The following is a 17,096-nucleotide window of genomic DNA, read 5'->3' as shown; positions in this document are numbered from 1 at the left end:
AGATATACATTTTTAAACTGTGGCAAACGCTCCAACCGGCGTTTGTTACAGTTAACCCCGTTGCCCCTATTACCTGTGGGCAGCGATCAACAATCAGGTAACCCCGATGAGTGAAAAACTGCAAAAAGTGTTGGCCCGCGCGGGTCACGGCTCCCGTCGTGAGATGGAGGCCCTGATCACCGCAGGTCGGGTCAGTGTGGATGGCAAGGTCGCCACACTGGGGGATCGCGTCGAAGTGAACGCCGTGATCCGGGTGGATGGTCACCAGGTCAAGACCCGTGCCGCAGAGGAAGTGATCTGCCGCGTACTGGCTTATCACAAGCCGGAAGGGGAGATGTGTACCCGTCACGATCCGGAAGGTCGTCCCACCGTGTTTGATCGTCTGCCCAAGATGGAAGGTGCCCGCTGGATCGCGGTCGGCCGCCTCGACGTCAACACCTCCGGTTTGCTGCTGTTCACCACCGACGGTGAGCTGGCCAACCGTCTGATGCACCCGAGCCACGAAGTGGAGCGGGAATACGCGGTACGTGTCTTTGGCGAAATCACCGAAGCCATGCTGCAGCGTCTGCGCAAGGGCGTGCAGCTGGAAGATGGCACCGCCAAGTTCAACAAGATCAAACCGGCTGGCGGTGAGGGTCTGAACCAGTGGTTCAACGTCACCCTGACCGAAGGTCGCAACCGTGAAGTGCGTCGCCTGTGGGAATCCCAGGAAGTGCAGGTGAGCCGCCTGATGCGGATCCGCTACGGTGACGTCAAGCTGGACCGCGGCATCCCGCGCGGCGGCTGGCAAGAGCTGAAACTGCCGGAAGTGAACTACCTGCGCGGTCTGGTCAACCTGCCGCCGGAGACCGAATCCAAGGTCGATCTGCAGCAAGATGGCAAAACCAGCCGTCACAAGCAGGCCGCCCAGATCCGTCGCGCCGTGCAGCGTCACAAAGAGATGCAGGGCAAAGAGCCGCGCGCTCGCGCCACCACCGCCCGTCGCAAGCCACAAGCTTCTACCCGCAACTCAGGTACCGGCAGCAAGTAAGCCGACAACCTGTTGCGAACTGTGCGCCGTCAAATAGCGCGCAGTCGGCCAAGTAAAGGCCCGCACCAACTGGTGCGGGCCTTTTTCATCTCTAGCGGGTGACCTCCAGCTGCAGGCTGGCTCTGGTTATGTGGCAATGATTGCTCTCACACTCCTCAGTTGGCCGGTGTCATCCACTCTTTGTTGAAGTCACGTATAAACATCTCTCCCTCTTCGTTGCGGGCGGTGACCAGATAGAAGGTGACGTTCTGGCGAAACAGCGAGAGACGGTAGAGAGCTGCGTTGTCCTCCTCCGAGAGGTTCTTTTTCGAGGTGTCGTTGATGGGCACCAGATAGACTTTGCCCTTTTTCAGCAGCTCAACGCACTGGTTGAGGCGGTTGGTGGTTCTGACGATCAGCTTCTGCTCGATGGTCACCCGCTCGATGGCATCGGAGAACCACCCCTTGGGTACGCAGGCGGTTTTCTGCTGCCAGGGCGGGGATTCCAGCCCCTTCTTGTCGGGCGTGGTGTACCAGGACTGGATATCGAAGGCGATGGGGGTACTGAACAACAGGGAGTTGCTGCGCTCGTTGGTCCAGGTAAAGGGGAAGGCGGCGATGGCGTTGCCCAGCTCGATGTTTTTAAGCCCCCTCGGCCAGGGCTGGTAGGAGACCCTCAGATCCGGGTGGCCTGCCGCTTTGAGAGTGGTGAGCACCTTGCTTGCCAGCTCGCCGCCATTGGCCAGCGTCGCTGAAGAGTAGGGGGGCAATTCGCCGGTGATAATTACCGCGCTCTGCACAGTGGCGGCTGGGAGCAGCGAAAGAGCAAACAGGTTGGCACGAAGGCGAAGGGACGAGCGGAGGCGATAAGGGGCAGAGGGCGTGACCGGATAACGGATGTGCATGGCGGGTGATCTCACCTCTATCGATTGCTGACAGCGTAGCGGTTTCGGTAGGGAAAAAACAGACTCGATAAATGCTGCTGGTCGCGGTGTATGGCCCTTGGCGTTCCCTTTGGCGGGCGGAAGGGGCTGTGGCGGTTGCTCTGCTCCGGTGAGCTTGTTAGCCTGTGCGGCTCTGATAGAGGAGTGAACAATGAGCAAGGTACTTGATGAGCTGCTGGCGTTGCTGGCGCTGGAAAAAATCGAGGAGGGCCTGTTTCGGGGCCAGAGCCAGGATCTCGGTCTGCGGGCCGTGTTTGGCGGACAGGTAATGGGGCAGGCCTTGTCAGCTGCCAAGCAGACGGTCGAGACCGGCCGTCAGGTTCACAGTTTTCACTCCTACTTCCTGCGTCCGGGGGATGTGACCCGTCCCATCGTCTATGACGTGGAGAATATCCGTGACGGCCAGACCGTCTCCACCCGCCGGGTCAAGGCGATTCAGGGCGGCAAGCCCATCTTCTATCTCAACGCCTCGTTTCAGGTGCCGGCCGATGGTTTCGAGCATCAGGCACAGATGCCCACCGGCATCACTCCGCCGGAGGAGCTCAAGAGCGAGCTTGAGCTGGTGCGCCCCTACGAGAACCTGATCCCGGCCTCCCTGCGCGACAAGATCCTCTGCGAGCAGCCCATCGAGATGCGTCCGGTGACGCTGGTCGACCCTATTCGGCCGACGGTGCAGGATCCGGTGCGTCACGTCTGGTTCAAGGCCAACGGTCAGATGCCGGACGATCTGCGGGTGCACAAATACCTGCTGGCCTACGCCTCCGACTTCAACTTCCTGCTCACCTCGCTGCAGCCCCACGGGGTGTCGTATTGGGAGCCGGATATGCAGGTGGCCACCATCGATCACTCCATGTGGTTCCACCGGGATTTCCGCTTCGACGACTGGCTGCTCTACGTGGTAGACAGCCCGAGCGCCAGCAGCGGTCGTGGTCTGGTGCGCGGTCAGTTCTTTACCCGTGATGGCATGCTGGTGGCGAGCACCATGCAGGAGGGGGTGATCCGCCGTCGCGGCAGTTAAGGCGCAAGCGGATAGCAAAACGGGGTGGCTTTGGCCCCCCCGTTTTCGTTGCTGCGATGTGCGCGGGCGCTGCGGGATCAGCCGCCGCGCTGGTATTTGAAGCGTTTCTTGCGCCGGTAGGGGTAGACATCTTCGAACACCCCCACCTTGATGTTGCTCTGCAGCATCTTCCAGTAGTTGGCGTCGAACATCTCCTTGTGCAGCTGCAGCATGATCTCCCGCACCTGCGGCTTTTGCAGCAGGAAGGTGGCGAACTCCTCGGGGAAGATGTCGTTGGGGGCCACCGAGTACCAGGGCTCGGCGCTCCACTCATCCTCGGGGTAGCGCGGCGGCGGGATCTGGCGGAAGTTGCACTCCGTCATGTAGCAGATCTCGTCGTAGTCGTAGAAGACCACCCGGCCGTGGCGGGTGACGCCAAAGTTCTTGAACAGCATGTCCCCCGGGAAGATGTTGGCCGCCGCCAGCTGCTTGATGGCATTGCCGTACTCCTCCAGCGCAAGGCGGGTCTGCTGCTCGTCCGCCTTGTCCAGATAGAGGTTGAGGGGGATCATCTTGCGCTCGGTATAGAGGTGCTTGATCACCAGCTTGTCGTCGCTGATGGTGAGGGCCGACGGTGCCACCGTCTTGAGCTCGGCAAGGAGTTCGGGCGAGATGCGATCCAGCGGAAACTCGAAGTTGGTGAACTCCTGGGTATCGGCCATCCGGCCAACCCGATCGTGCTGTTTTACCAGCCGGTATTTCGCTTTCACCTGCTCGTGGCTCACATCCTTCGGGGGAGTGAACTCGTCTTTTATCACCTTGAACACCACATCGTAGGAGGGGAGGGTGAACACGCTCATCACCATCCCCTTGATGCCGGGAGCGATGATGAACTGATCCCGACTCTGGGCCAGATGGTGGCGGTAGTGGCGATAGAGCTCGGTCTTGCCGTGCTTCTGGCAGCCGATGGCGTTGTAGATCTCGTAATCGGGCTTGTGGGGCATGATTTGGCGCAGGAAGGCGACAAACAGTGCCGGTTCGCGGGCATAAACCATAAAGTAGGCGCGGGCGAAGCCAAACACGATGGAGGCGAGATCCGGCTCAAAGATGACGGTGTCGACATAGATGCTGTGGCCGGTGCTGAGTAGGGGCAGGATAAAGGGGAAGACCTGATCTTTTACCCGGATCAGCCCCACCAGATAGGCCCCCTTGTTGCGGTAGAACACCTCTTTCAAGAGTTCGATGGCAAACGGCTCATCATGGATGATTTGCGGGCCGTTCTCGGCAAGATGGCGGTGGATGTCGACAATATCCCGCTGCTTGTCCTCGTAGGGGAGGGTGAAACTGTAATCCCCCAAAAGCTGGCTCAACGTCTGCGGCAGGTGGGCGAGATCGGTGCGATAGATCCGCAGCAGGGCGCTCAGGTCCGGTTTTTCGCCACGGCTGACAAAGGGGTGGATATAGAGGTTTTCGTCGCGGATATTGCGATGGCGAAAGATCCGGCGATAGACGGAGTTGAAGAAGGACTCCGCCACCTCGAAGTTGTCACAACGGGGCAGCAGATCGCTGAAGGCGCTTTTGACCCGCTTGAGCAGCTCCTGAGTTGCGTGGTGCTCCCCCATCATCTGGCGGATGGAGCTGGCGGTAGCCCCCACATGGTGGTCATAGAGGCGAATTCGCTCGCGCCCGGCGAGCTGCACCCCCAGCCAGTCACTGTTCTCGAAGCGGCTCTTGCTGCCCTGGGTTATCTCGAGAAACCGGCTGTAAAACGACTCGAAGCGTTGCAAGATAGTCTCGGCGACGGCCTGTTCCAATGGCTGCTGCATCTCTCTCTTCCTTGTGATCTGTCGGGCCGATAGCGCGAAGGATTGGGTGTAATTTGTTCACACGTCAGGCCACTATCGCAACATTCAAACGTCTGTTCAAGTGGCAATTTTCGGGGATAAACGGTAGATTGCGCCCCTGTTTTGGTGATGGTTTAGCGACTGTTTGCTGTCTGTTTGAGAGGCCGTCCGGCCTGTGAGGAAACCCGATGAAGCTCTATTTTGTCCTGGTGGCACCTGCCCGACCTGCGAATGTGGGGGCGGCTGCCCGCGCCATGAAAACCATGGGATTCGATGCCATGCGACTGGTAGCGAGCCGGGTACACGAAGAGGAGGAGGCGAGCTGGGTAGCTCACGGCGCTCAGGAGATCCTGGCTCAGGCCGAGGCGTTCGATACCCTGCCCGAGGCGCTGGCTGACATGGATCTGGTGATCGCCACCACCGCCCGTGAGCGCGGTCGCTACCAGCACTACCTCACGCCGGGGGAGATCCGCGAGCAGATCCGCAGCAAGCCTTCCCTCAACAAGGTGGCCATCGTCTTTGGCTGCGAGGAGTCGGGGCTCTCCAACGAGCAGCTGGCCGAAGTCGATCTCATCAGCTATCTGCCCCTCAAGGTGAGCTACCCGTCTCTCAATCTGGGGCAGGCGATCATGCTCTACGCCTACGAGATGAGTCAGCTGATGGATGAGCTGAACGCCGACGGCGCCACTGCGGTAGCAGAAAATTTTGATAACGCTGGGCAGGTTCGTGTGTTGAAAAGCAAAACAGCAGAATTGCTGGGTGAACTCGGAGTTTCGCAGGATGAAAAACTGCATCAATGGGTGATGGACCGGGTACCCATGCTGCCGCAGCGGGATTTGAACATGCTCCACCTGCTCTGCAAAGACCTTGCGCGCAAACTTGGCAAAGAGGTTTAAGTTGACAGCCCGCCGCCCGCCGCGGTATTGCTAAAAGCCAGCTTCGTCAACGAGTGTTCGTCATGCAGTTATTCACCAACGTCATCACCACCACCATTATTACCGGTACCACCACAGGTGGCACTGGGGCCGGTTGATGCGCTGACGAACAAGCACAGAAATCAGAAAAGGCCCGTACCCACCCAGTACGGGCCTTTTTGTTGGATTGGTTTTTAGATTGAATTTCATAGATTTACAGGGAGAGAAAGCGATGAGAGTGTTGAAATTTGGCGGGTCTTCACTGGCCGATGCAGAACGTTTTTTACGGGTGGCCGATATTGCGGTCAACACCCACGGCCAATCTCAGGTAGCCCTGGTGCTCTCTGCACCTGCCAAGGTGACCAATCATCTGGTGGCGCTGGTGGAACAGACCAGCCGCGGCATGGATGCCAGTTCCACCCTGTTTGAAGTCAACGGCATCTTCTCCCGCCTGCTGGCCGGGTTGAAGGCGGCCTATCCGGCGCTCGATGACAGGGCGCTGCTGGCCCGTCTCACCGCCGAGCTGGATCAGGTGGAGCGGCTGATGCAGGGCATCCGTCTGCTGGGGCTCTGCCCGGATAACGTGCAGGCACGCATTCTGAGCCGTGGCGAGAACCTCTCCATCGCCTTTATGCACGAACTGCTGCGGGTGCGCGGTCTGGATCTGGAGCTGATCGTACCGGAAGAGCTGCTGGCCACCGACGGCGGCTATCTGGAAGCCCATGTCGATATCGAAGCGTCCCGCCTGCGCTTTTCCGCCAAAGGGCTGCGTAGCGACTGTCTTTACCTGATGCCGGGCTTTACCGGCGGCAGCGACAAGGGCGAGACCGTGCTGCTGGGTCGCAACGGCTCCGACTACTCCGCAGCCGTCTTGGCCGCCTGTGTCGATGCCGAGTGCTGCGAGATCTGGACTGACGTCGAGGGCTGCTACAGCTGCGATCCCCGTCTGGTACCGGATGCCTACCTGCTGAAAACCCTCTCCTACAAGGAGGCGATGGAGCTCTCCTACTTCGGCGCCAAGGTGCTGCACCCGAAAACCATCGCGCCGGTGGCCCAGTTCCATATTCCCTGCCTTATCAAGAACAGCTTCAACCCGCAGGGACCGGGCACCCTGATCGGCCCCGAGAGCGGTGACGATGACCTGAAAGTGAAGGCCATCTCGGATCTCTCCGGCATGTGCATGTTCAACGTCTCCGGTCCCGGCATGAAGGGAATGGTCGGCATGGCCGGTCGCATCTTCTCCGCCGTCTCCCGCGCCGGGGTCAGTATCGTGCTGATCACCCAGTCATCTTCCGAGTACAGCGTCAGCTTCTGTATCCATAGCTACGACAGTGAGAAGACCCGCAAGGTGCTGGAGCGCGAGTTCGAGCTGGAGTTCAAAAACCAGCTGCTGGAGCCGCTGGATATCATCAGCGATCTGGCGATCATCTCCCTTATCGGTGACGGCATGCGCACCAGCAAGGGGATGGCGGCCCGCTTCTTCACTTCGCTGGCGCAAGCCTCCATCAATATCGTCGCCATCGCGCAGGGGTCGAGCGAGCGCTCCATCTCGGCGGTGGTGCGGGATCGCAAGGTGGCGGAAGCCATCAAGGCGTGCCACCAGAACTTCTTTGGCAGCCAGCAGTTTATCGACCTGTTTGTGGTCGGTGTCGGTGGCGTCGGTGCGGCGTTGGTGGATCAGATCGCCCGCCAGCAACCGGTACTGGCCGAGCAGGGCACTGGCCTTCGCGTGGTCGGCATCGCCAACAGCCGCCAGATGGCGGTCAACAAGGATGGCCTGAACCTCGCCAACTGGCGCGAACAGCTGGTGGAAGCCCGCGACAGCTTCTCGCTGGAAGGGGTGAAAAAGCTGGTGGAAGATAGCCACATCATCAACCCGGTGATCGTCGACTGCACCTCCTCCGAGGCTGTAGCCGTCCAGTATGCCGACTTCCTGGCCGCCGGTTTCCATGTGGTCACTCCGAACAAGAAGGCCAACACCGGCTCGCTCGATTACTACAAGGCGCTGCGCCGCACCGCCCGTCAGACTCGTCGCAAGTTCCTGTACGAGACCAACGTCGGCGCCGGTCTGCCGGTTATCGAGAACCTGCAAAACCTTATCAAGGCTGGTGACAAGCTGCGTGCCTTCGACGGCATTCTGTCCGGTTCGCTCTCCTTTATCTTCGGCAAGCTGGATGAGGGGATGGCCTTCTCTGAAGCCACCAAGATCGCTCGCAGCAACGGCTTTACCGAGCCGGATCCCCGCGACGATCTCAACGGCATGGATGTGGCGCGCAAGCTGCTCATTCTGGCCCGCGAGGCGGGCATGGCGCTGGAGCTCTCCGATGTCGAGGTGGAGCAGGCGCTGCCGCCCGGATTTGACGTGAGCGGCGACGTGGAAGCCTTTATGGCCCGCCTGCCGGAGGCCGACGGCTGGTTCCGCGACCAGTTCGCCGCCGCCCAGCGTGAAGGCAAGGTGCTGCGCTATGTGGGTTCCATCGAGGGTGGCAAGTGCAAGGTCGCCATCAAGGCGGTCGGTGGCGACGAGCCGCTGTTCAAGGTCAAAGATGGGGAGAACGCGCTCGCCTTCTTCTCCACCTACTACCAGCCGATCCCGCTGGTGCTGCGTGGCTATGGCGCCGGTACCGAAGTGACTGCGGCGGGCGTCTTTGCCGACGTGCTGCGCACCCAGAACTGGAAGCAGGAGCTATAAGCATGAGTTCAGACATGTACCCCTCTTATATGACTGAAGGCGGCAGCGTAGTCGCCTACGCGCCCGCCTCCAGCGCCAACCTGAGCGTGGGATTCGATGTACTGGGGGCGGCGCTCGCTCCCGTGGATGGCTCTCTGCTCGGCGATCGGGTGCAGGTAAAAGCGGCAGACGTGACTTTTGCGCTGTCCTCTGTGGGCCGCTACGCCCACAAGCTGCCGGACGATCCGAAAAAGAATATCCTCCATGACTGCTGGGTTGCCTATGGCGAGGCGCTGGAGAAGCGCGGCCTTAAACTCCAGCCCCTCGAAATGGTGCTGGAGAAGAACCTGCCCGTCGGCTCGGGTCTGGGTTCCAGCGCCTGCAGCGTGGTGGCGGCCCTTGAGGGGCTCAACGCCTTCCACGGCGAACCGCTCAATGAGCACGACATGCTGCTGCTGATGGGGGAGATGGAAGGCAAGATCTCCGGCTCCGTTCACTACGACAACGTGGCCCCCTGCTATCTGGGCGGCATGCAGCTGGTGCTGGAAGAGCACGGCGTCATCAGTCAGCGCATCCCGGTGTTTGAGCAGTGGTACTGGGTGGTCTGCTATCCGGGCACAGTGGTCTCTACCGCTGCCGCCCGCGCCATCCTGCCTGCCCAATATCGCCGTCAGGATTGCCTCACCTACGGTCGTCGCCTGGCCGCCTTTGTTCACGCCAGCTACACCGGGCAGGAGGGCTTGGCGGCGAGCGTCTTGAAAGACGTGATTGCCGAACCTTACCGCGCGGCGCTGATCGAAGGCTTTAACGAGGTGCGGGCGCAGGCGGCCCAGAACGGGGCGCTGGCTACCGGCATCTCCGGCTCCGGTCCCACCGTGTTTGTGGTGATGAAGGATCTGGCGCAGGCCGAGCGGATGAAGGATTGGATGGAAGCACATTTCGTGCAGAACGAAGATGGATTTGCCCGGGTCTGCAAACTGGACATGGCCGGGGCACGGGTAACAGGAAGCGAGCTATGAATCTCTACAACATCAAGGACAACAGCGAACAGGTGAGCTTCGCGCAGGCGGTGCGTCAGGGCTTGGGTCGCGAACAGGGGCTCTTCTTCCCCGAACAACTCGAGCCGCTCGCCGATGTGGATGCCCTGCTCGATCTGCCGCTGGCCGAGCGCTCTGCTCGCATCCTGAGCCACCTGTTGGGGGACGAAGTGCCCGCCGCCAAGGTGAGCGAGCTGATCAATGCCGCCTTCACCTTCCCGGCGCCGCTGGTGAAACTCAAAGATGGCACTTATGCCCTTGAGCTGTTCCACGGCCCGACCCTGGCTTTCAAGGATTTCGGCGGCCGCTTTATGGCCCAATGCCTCGCGGCCTTCCGCACCAACGACAAAATTACTATCCTCACCGCCACCTCCGGCGACACCGGCGCCGCCGTGGCCCACGCCTTCTACGGGCTGGAGGGGATCGAGGTGGTGATCCTCTATCCCAAGGGCAAGATCAGCCCCTTGCAGGAGAAGCTCTTCTGCACCCTCGGCGGCAATATCCGCACCATCGCCATCGATGGCGACTTCGATGCCTGTCAGGCGCTGGTAAAACAGGCCTTTGACGACGAGGCGCTGAAGAAGGCCATTGGCCTCAACTCCGCCAACTCCATCAATATCAGCCGTCTGCTGGCGCAGGTTTGCTACTACTTCGAAGCGGTGGCCCAGCTGCCGAAAGCCGATCGCGCCAAGGCGGTGATCAGCGTGCCGTCCGGCAACTTCGGCAACCTCACCGCAGGCTTGATTGCCAAGGCGCTGGGGCTGCCGGTGAAGCGCTTTATCGCCGCCACCAACGCCAACGACACCGTGCCGCGCTACCTGAAAACCGGTCAGTGGGAGCCGCACCAGACGGTTGCAACCCTGTCGAACGCCATGGATGTCAGCCGCCCCAACAACTGGCCACGAGTGGAAGAACTCTGCCGTCGTAAGGGCTGGGCGCTGGAGACTCTGGGCTCCGGCATGCGTGACGACGCCCAGACTCGTGATGCGTTGAAACGGCTGCACCAGCTGGATTACCTCTGCGAACCCCACGGCGCCATTGCCTGGGATCTGCTGGGGGAACAGCTGGCCGAGGATGAAGTGGGGGTGTTCCTCTGCACCGCCCATCCCGCCAAGTTCAAGGAGTCGGTGGACGAGATCCTCAATCTCGATGTACCGCTGCCCGGCCCGCTCGCCAAGCATGCCGAGCTGCCGCTGCTCTCCGTTAATTTGTCAGCTGAGTTTGCTCGGTTAAGGGCCTTTCTGCTGGCTTGAGCTTTAGCCGTGAGCTAATCGATAGAAATAAAAATCCCCCATTAATGGGGGATTTTGTTTTTTGCATAGGAAAAGGTAATCCAAGGCCGATCTGCGGCTGATGTTCCACGATTCCTGGCTTGTAGTGGGTATGGGGATTGAAAGAGAGTATTGGTTGGGGGGGGGGAGGAAGTAGACCAGTAAAGAGCATTAATGCCTGTGCCACCAATCCTTTGATTCAGGTAGTCATGGGGTATTTAAATTAATCTGTAGCGTTGCCTCATACTAGATGTTTCGGGTATTAACATCGGCCAAAAAGAAAAATTTTTAATTGAGAAAAGTAGTTGTGCGTGAGCTGTTTCAGCTATTAACCACCTATGTTGTGGTTAATAGCTGGCTATGTTTGTTGATAGAAACTTAAAAAATCAATTGTTACAGTAAATAATGGTTTCCGATATTTTCTCTACATTACTGAAAAATCTAGCAGGGTATGCCGTTGGATAATCTGTTTGAATGAGATTTTCAATTTTAGTAAGCGTCTCTTCAAGCTTACCTTCAATGAAACTTTCATCTAGCGTGATAATGTTTTTTGATTCTTTAATTTGTGGTATTTTGCTCATGATAATGGCGGATATAACCCTGTTAGCGTGAGTCAGTATGCCATATCGTTTTTTGTATGATTGATAATCTGTTTGAGATAATAATCTTTTAATAAGCTTTTCATTTATTCTATTTGCGGTCACTGCATTGATTAACTTTATCCCACTCACGCTTTGGTTGAAAACCATTCTATATAGACTGCCATCTAAATTATCAAAAAACTTACCTCTGTTACTCTTTAGCGTCGCAATTGCTGTTGGATTCAACGTCAAGCATGCAAGACCATCTAATGCATCATCAATTTCAATTACTCTGCTATTAGATTTGTTATCACTTTCCCCTCGGAGTAATTGGTAAGAGTATTTCTCTATTATAAGCTCATCCTTTAATCGTATTTGCTCTTTCTGTTGAGATGCAAAGTCTCTACCGAGCACTTTATTTTGATGGTTATTAGCGCGAGTGATTGCATTTTCGATAGGGCTGTTATCATCCGGTATACATATAAATCGTGTTGAAACTTTTATTTTCGAAATAGCATCGGGATTACTATCACCAAGAAGGCCTATGCTGCTAACTGTTTGGGCACCGTTAATAACGCTTATATCGTGAAAATTAAAGCGCCCAATAGTTCGATTATTATCATTGTTTCTTCTATATGCTTCAATTGCTCTGACTAGTACAGTGATACCATTGTTGTAATACCAGAAGTTTTCAGGGCTATTCAATGCGGTATCAGTTATTGATTCATTGACATCGGTTTTACCAAGCATGTTTCTAATGTTTTTAGAAAATAGCTTTCTTGAATGGGTATTCCACCATTCATGGATCTGTTCCCCACTAACCATTCCATAATATGCTGGGTATGGATACTCTGTTTTGCCATAATTTTCGATTTCAACATCACTTAAATCAATTGTATCGTTATTTTGCTTATGCATCCAAGTTACAATGTCTTCAGCTGAGATTAGATGAACTTGGAAGGGAAGCTCAGAATAAGGAGTTCCATCTTGTACAGAAGCTGAAACATTTAGTTCCTTTTGCCACTCCTGCATATCATGTAAAATCGTTGAGGCTGCTCCTCGCTTTCCAGTATGTGCCATTACAAACATAATGGTATAGTCTATGGAGTCTAAAGCATTATTAATATCATCCGCTTTTATTTTTAATATGTCATCGAATCTCTCAAATTCACTTTTTTGAAGACGATTACATGCATCTTTAAAATCTAGAAAGTCACGTTTATTCCATGTGGCGCTACCAGATTGATTGAACTTAGACTGTACTACCACCATAATCTTTTCATTGTTATTTATAAAAATGGCATCTATTCCACCATCATCTGAGCTATCACAAACTGATTTTGCTGCAGAGATGTCGTCACAGGAACCAAGATGATAAATACAGAATGCCGCAATAGACCTTGAGGCCATTTTTATATCATAGTCTTTTGAGCTAGGTTCACATTCGCGTTTATGAATATTTTCTTGAAAGCGTTCCCTCAGTGCCTTCCCAATTCTTTGTGCTTGAACTGATGCTGTTGCTATGGCTGGAGCCGCATTATCCTCAGACGAAAGTAAACTGACAATTGGCATTGTTGCTCCTATTTCGATTATGTGAAGTTAATAAGAGAATATGGTGTCATCTTGCCGACAAAATTTTGTCAATAGGCATGACCCCATATGTTTGGCTAAATCTCGTAGGTTGGTGCTGAACGAAGTGAAGCCCAACGTTTACCGAGAAAGCTAAATTCGGTTTTTGATTTTATATGGTCAAAATTCATCTTGTTTGGAAAGTCATATATCCCGTTTGTTGGGCTTCGCTACGCTCAGCGCCAACCTACAACACATTCCGAGCCGATTATTCCCGACCCGAGTCACTATTAATGGCCCAATCTGGCGTTATCCATCCTGCGGCGATATGGCGATGAATGGAGGAGTAAGGCCAATCGACAGGTTTGGCACAATAACCATGTTTGACCGGATTGAAATGGATGTAATCGACATGGGCTTGCAGATCCTTGTCATCCCGGATCAGATGCTCCCAATAACGGCGTTGCCAGATACCGCGTTCCCGTTTTCTGAGTCGGCTCTCCCGTATCCGCTCTGTTTTGGCAATGCCCCGCGAAAAGCCGGCCTTGATCAGAGACCAGCGCATGGGATAGTCACTGTCACCCGGCGGTAGTTGCCAAATGGCATGGAGATGATCCGGCATCACCACCATGGCAATGATCTCGAATGGATGTTGTTGTTTGACGTGGCGGGTCACTTCGCGCAGCAGGTCGATATGACGTACCAGCAGATCCTGCTGTCGGTCAGCCAGGTTGACGGTGAAGAACCAACATGCCCCACTGGTTGTTGCTCGGCGATAGCGCATGGTTCTCCTTTCCGGTATCGGGGTGAAATATTCGGTCTGTTCGGTTACACGAAATGGGAACCAACTAACCGGAGGCATACGTGTTGGGCTTCGCTACGCTCAGCGCCAACCTACGCAATGCATCAATCACTGTGCAAAACCCACGCTACCGCCCGTGGATTACAGCTTCCAATATGCTCCATTAACCAGCGAGGGTAGCAACCCATCACTGATGAATAGGTACCAGATGGCCATGTTAAGCCAATCGAATCTGGTCGCACTAGTCAAAAAGTGACGTAACTATCAGTAATGACTGTTTTTTTGCGCTAGCTCAATAAAAGGAGGGAGCTGGAGACAGGATTCCCATGGCCCTTGATTTTATTGGGGTTGGCAGGCGTGGCGGGAAAGTAGGGGGCGGGCTTGCCGCTGAGGAAGGGTTGGCTGGGGGCAATCCCGCTCCGGCAATCGGCGCTATAGTGCGGGCGATAGTTGCTCTGTGCTCCGCTCCCAAGCTGGCGAGGCGGGGGATCTGCGGCAACAATCAGCTGTTGTAATCACAGCCATTTGCAACACACCGTCATGCAAATATGACCATGCAAACACATCACCAGATAGAGAGGAGATCTCCCATGAAGCGTACCATCCTGTTCGGCCTGCTCTGCGGCAGCGTGCTGCTGGCCAATCCGGTCTTTGCCAACGACACAGCCCAGTTGCAGTGCGAGGCGCAGGCCGCGGCCAAAAAGCTTAACGGCGCCGCCAAGACCAGCTTTGTCGGCAAGTGCGTGAAAGATGCCGCTGGCGCCGCGACCGGCGAGTGCGAGAAGGCGGCCGCCGACAAGAAGCTGGCCGGTGCGGCCAAGAACAGCTTTATCCAGAAGTGCGTGAAGACGGGCGCGGCGATCGATCCGGCGGCCAAGTGCGAGAAGGCGGCGGCCGACAAGAAGCTGGCTGGCGCGGCCAAGAACAGCTTTATCCAGAAGTGCGTGAAGGATAGCGCTGCCAAGTAAGGCATTTTCTCATCCGGTGTGTTTGCGGGGGGCCATCAGGCCCCCCGCGCTTTTTGGGGCGCACTGATGGCGCAACGCACAAACCTTGTATCGGGGCGGTAATAGCGACACTATTGACTCCTTTTATAGGTTCCGCAGAGGCGCAGCCATGACCTGTCGTGACCGGACGAGGCGTTGGCGAGCCCCATTTTTGCGGGATTACGCGGGATAAGGGAGCAAAGCAGGATGATGGAAGGGACGCAATGGCGCTGGCTCAATGAACCGGCCCAGTGGCATCAGACAGACGACGGTTTGCAGGTGGTGACAGACCAGCAGACCGATTTTTGGCGCGGCACCTGGTATGGCTTCGAGCGCCACAGCGGGCATGTTTATGGCTGCGAGGTGGCGGGGGAGTTTACCTTTCAGGTCTGCGTCGAGGGGGAGTTCACCACCCTCTACGATCAGGCGGGGCTGATGCTGTTGCAAGACGACGAGCACTGGCTGAAAGCGGGGATCGAGTACAATGATGCCCAGCCGATGATCGGCAGCGTGCTGACCAATCCGCGCTCTGACTGGGCCACCGGTATTTTCCCCGGCAATCCGCGCCGCTTCTGGTTGCGGTTGACCCGGCTGGCCGATTGCCTGCGTTTGCAATACTCCACCGATGGCAAGGTGTGGCCGCTGCTGCGCCTCGCCCCTTTCCCGCCAGGCGAACGCTGCTTTATCGGGGTGATGTGCTGCACGCCGGAGCGGCAGGGGCTGGCAGTGTGCTTCTCTGACTTGCGCCTCACGCCGCCCCTTGGCAAGGCGCTCCATGATTTGAGCTAGGCCAGCGGTTTTGCCTGCGATATTGAGCCAATAAAAAAGCGCCCGCAGGCGCTTTTTTCATTTGGCTGGTAGAGCCTGAATTAGCTGATCAGGCTGGCCCACAGGTCATATTCGTCGGATTCGTCGATCCGCACCTTGACCATGTCCCCCGGCTTGAGGCCGGTTTCGCCGTTGAGGTAGACCAGACCGTCGATCTCCGGTGCATCGGCGAAGGAGCGGCCAGTGGCGCCCTCTTCGTCCACTTCGTCGATGATAACGGTCATCTCCTGACCCACTTTACGGGCCAGCTTGCGGATGGAGACCTGCTGTTGCAGCTCCATAAAGCGCTGGAAGCGCTCTTCCTGTACCTCTTCCGGTACCGGATCCGGCAGCTCGTTGGCCAGCGCCCCTTCGACCGGGCTGTATTTGAAGCAGCCGACCCGATCCAGCTCCGCCTTGTCGATAAAGTCCAGCAGCATCTGGAAATCTTCCTCGGTCTCGCCCGGGAAGCCAACGATAAAGGTGGAGCGCAGGGTGATCTGCGGGCAGATTTCGCGCCACTTCTGGATCCGCTCCAGGGTGCGCTCGACGGTACCCGGGCGTTTCATCAGTTTCAGGATGCGCGGGCTGGCGTGCTGTAACGGAATATCGAGGTAGGGCAGTACCTTGCCATCGCGCATCAGCGGGATGACGTCATCTACGTGCGGGTAGGGGTAGACGTAGTGCAGACGTACCCAGATATCGAGCTTGGCCAGCTCTTCGCACAGGGCGACCATGCTGGTCTTGACCGGCATGCCGTCGTAGAAACCGGTGCGGTGTTTCACATCGACGCCGTAGGCGGAGGTGTCCTGGGAGATAACCAGCAGCTCCTTCACGCCCGCCTCTTTCAGGCGCTTGGCTTCTGCCAGCACGTCGCCGATGGGGCGGCTCACCAGATCCCCGCGCATGGAGGGGATGATGCAGAAGGTGCAGCGGTGGTTGCAGCCCTCGGAAATCTTCAGATAGGCGTAGTGGCGCGGGGTCAGCTTGACGCCGTGGGCCGGAACCAGACTGGTGAAGGGGTTGTGCTGCGGCTTCTCCACATATTTGTGGACATGACCCAGCACCTCTTCATAGGCGTGGGGGCCGGTGATCTCGAGCACCTTGGGATGGATCTCGCGGATCTGATTCTCTTTGGCACCAAGGCAGCCGGTGACGATCACCTTGCCGTTCTCGGCCAGCGCTTCGCCGATCGCTTCCAGCGACTCTTGCACGGCGCTGTCGATAAAGCCGCAGGTGTTGACGACGACCAGCTCGGCATCGTCATAGCTGGGCACCACATCGTACCCTTCGGTACGCAGCTGGGTCAGGATGCGTTCTGAATCGACCAGGTTTTTGGGGCAACCCAAGCTCACAAAACCAATCCTTGGGTGGTGAGACCTAATAATGCTGGAAGTCGCTTGTTGGACAGGTTGGTTGTCCAATGGCTGAGCCTGCGTGGTTGCAGGCGTCAGGCTGTCTGAGCTGGGGTCAAAACGGTTGACAGTCATAGGGGGGTCGCTGGTCACTGATGCAAAAAAAGATGGCGGATTATACCTGATGAGCAGGAAAGAGGAAGAACATGGCTGGGTGTTTTTTAATCTACTTTTCCAGAGACTCATGGGTATTTCTAATATTTTTAGGCTATGTCCCAATTACGTGTTGCATAGGGCGCCCCAGCGCCT

At 56.7% G+C, this 17,096-nt stretch carries 13 protein-coding genes; 8 read left to right on the top strand and 5 right to left on the bottom strand.

Features of this window, described 5'->3' with window-relative positions; translation table 11 throughout:
* Positions 1 to 106: 106 nt before the first annotated feature.
* On the top strand, positions 107 to 1,030 hold the full coding sequence (gene rluB / locus L972_RS19815; protein WP_005347347.1) for a 23S rRNA pseudouridine(2605) synthase RluB: 924 nt from the start codon (positions 107 to 109) through the stop codon (positions 1,028 to 1,030).
* 155 nt (positions 1,031 to 1,185) lie between these two features.
* On the opposite strand, the gene L972_RS19810 is transcribed toward rluB, so the two are convergent.
* Positions 1,186 to 1,914 (bottom strand): transporter substrate-binding domain-containing protein, encoded by a 729-nt coding sequence (locus L972_RS19810; RefSeq protein WP_047440539.1) that lies wholly within the window; start codon positions 1,912 to 1,914, stop codon positions 1,186 to 1,188.
* Positions 1,915 to 2,104: 190 nt separating this feature from the next.
* Between L972_RS19810 and tesB the strand changes: the two genes are divergently transcribed.
* Positions 2,105 to 2,971 carry an acyl-CoA thioesterase II gene (gene tesB, locus L972_RS19805; protein WP_019445657.1) on the top strand — a complete coding sequence of 289 codons (867 nt, stop codon included), beginning with the start codon at positions 2,105 to 2,107 and terminating at the stop codon, positions 2,969 to 2,971.
* A gap of 77 nt (positions 2,972 to 3,048) precedes the next feature.
* On the opposite strand, the gene aceK is transcribed toward tesB, so the two are convergent.
* Positions 3,049 to 4,776 carry a bifunctional isocitrate dehydrogenase kinase/phosphatase gene (gene aceK / locus L972_RS19800; protein WP_047440538.1) on the bottom strand — a complete coding sequence of 576 codons (1,728 nt, stop codon included), beginning with the start codon at positions 4,774 to 4,776 and terminating at the stop codon, positions 3,049 to 3,051.
* Between the two features lie 206 nt (positions 4,777 to 4,982).
* Here aceK and L972_RS19795 point away from each other — a divergent pair, with 206 nt between their 5' ends.
* The 4 genes from L972_RS19795 (at position 4,983) to thrC (ending at position 10,669) form a co-directional block, all read left to right on the top strand.
* The gene (locus tag L972_RS19795; protein ID WP_047440537.1) at positions 4,983 to 5,690 is read left to right on the top strand and encodes a tRNA/rRNA methyltransferase; all 708 of its coding nucleotides are present in this window, start codon (positions 4,983 to 4,985) and stop codon (positions 5,688 to 5,690) included.
* Between the two features lie 250 nt (positions 5,691 to 5,940).
* A complete protein-coding gene (gene thrA / locus L972_RS19790; RefSeq protein ID WP_047440535.1) occupies positions 5,941 to 8,400 on the top strand; it encodes a bifunctional aspartate kinase/homoserine dehydrogenase I in 2,460 nt (819 codons plus the stop codon).
* Between the two features lie 2 nt (positions 8,401 to 8,402).
* Entirely contained in the window at positions 8,403 to 9,398 is a 996-nt protein-coding gene (gene thrB / locus L972_RS19785; protein ID WP_047440533.1) for a homoserine kinase, read from the top strand.
* Positions 9,395 to 10,669 (top strand): threonine synthase, encoded by a 1,275-nt coding sequence (gene thrC, locus L972_RS19780; protein WP_047440531.1) that lies wholly within the window; start codon positions 9,395 to 9,397, stop codon positions 10,667 to 10,669. Before thrB ends, thrC begins: the two co-directional genes overlap by 4 nt.
* Before the next feature lie 404 nt (positions 10,670 to 11,073).
* Here thrC and L972_RS19775 read toward each other — a convergent pair whose 3' ends face one another.
* Both L972_RS19775 and L972_RS19770 read right to left on the bottom strand, forming a co-directional pair.
* Positions 11,074 to 12,840: an AIPR family protein gene (locus L972_RS19775; protein WP_047440529.1), complete on the bottom strand. Its 1,767-nt coding sequence runs from the start codon at positions 12,838 to 12,840 to the stop codon at positions 11,074 to 11,076.
* 265 nt (positions 12,841 to 13,105) lie between these two features.
* A complete protein-coding gene (locus tag L972_RS19770) occupies positions 13,106 to 13,621 on the bottom strand; it encodes an REP-associated tyrosine transposase (RefSeq protein ID WP_047440528.1) in 516 nt (171 codons plus the stop codon).
* A 608-nt stretch (positions 13,622 to 14,229) separates the two neighbouring features.
* On the opposite strand from L972_RS19770, the gene L972_RS19760 reads away from it, so the two are divergent.
* Together L972_RS19760 and L972_RS19755 are read left to right on the top strand one after the other, a co-directional pair.
* Positions 14,230 to 14,607 (top strand): hypothetical protein, encoded by a 378-nt coding sequence (locus L972_RS19760; RefSeq protein ID WP_047440523.1) that lies wholly within the window; start codon positions 14,230 to 14,232, stop codon positions 14,605 to 14,607.
* A gap of 225 nt (positions 14,608 to 14,832) precedes the next feature.
* The gene (locus L972_RS19755) at positions 14,833 to 15,414 is read left to right on the top strand and encodes a DUF1349 domain-containing protein (RefSeq protein WP_047440521.1); all 582 of its coding nucleotides are present in this window, start codon (positions 14,833 to 14,835) and stop codon (positions 15,412 to 15,414) included.
* Positions 15,415 to 15,494: 80 nt separating this feature from the next.
* Here L972_RS19755 and rimO read toward each other — a convergent pair whose 3' ends face one another.
* Complete coding sequence (gene rimO, locus L972_RS19750; RefSeq protein WP_231560963.1) at positions 15,495 to 16,922, bottom strand: 30S ribosomal protein S12 methylthiotransferase RimO; 1,428 nt, start codon at positions 16,920 to 16,922, stop codon at positions 15,495 to 15,497.
* Positions 16,923 to 17,096: the final 174 nt, after the last annotated feature.

Source organism: Aeromonas sp. ZOR0001 (genome assembly GCF_000801015.1).
Lineage (GTDB): Bacteria > Pseudomonadota > Gammaproteobacteria > Enterobacterales > Aeromonadaceae > Aeromonas > Aeromonas veronii.
This window is presented reverse-complemented; position numbering and strand designations above follow the sequence as displayed.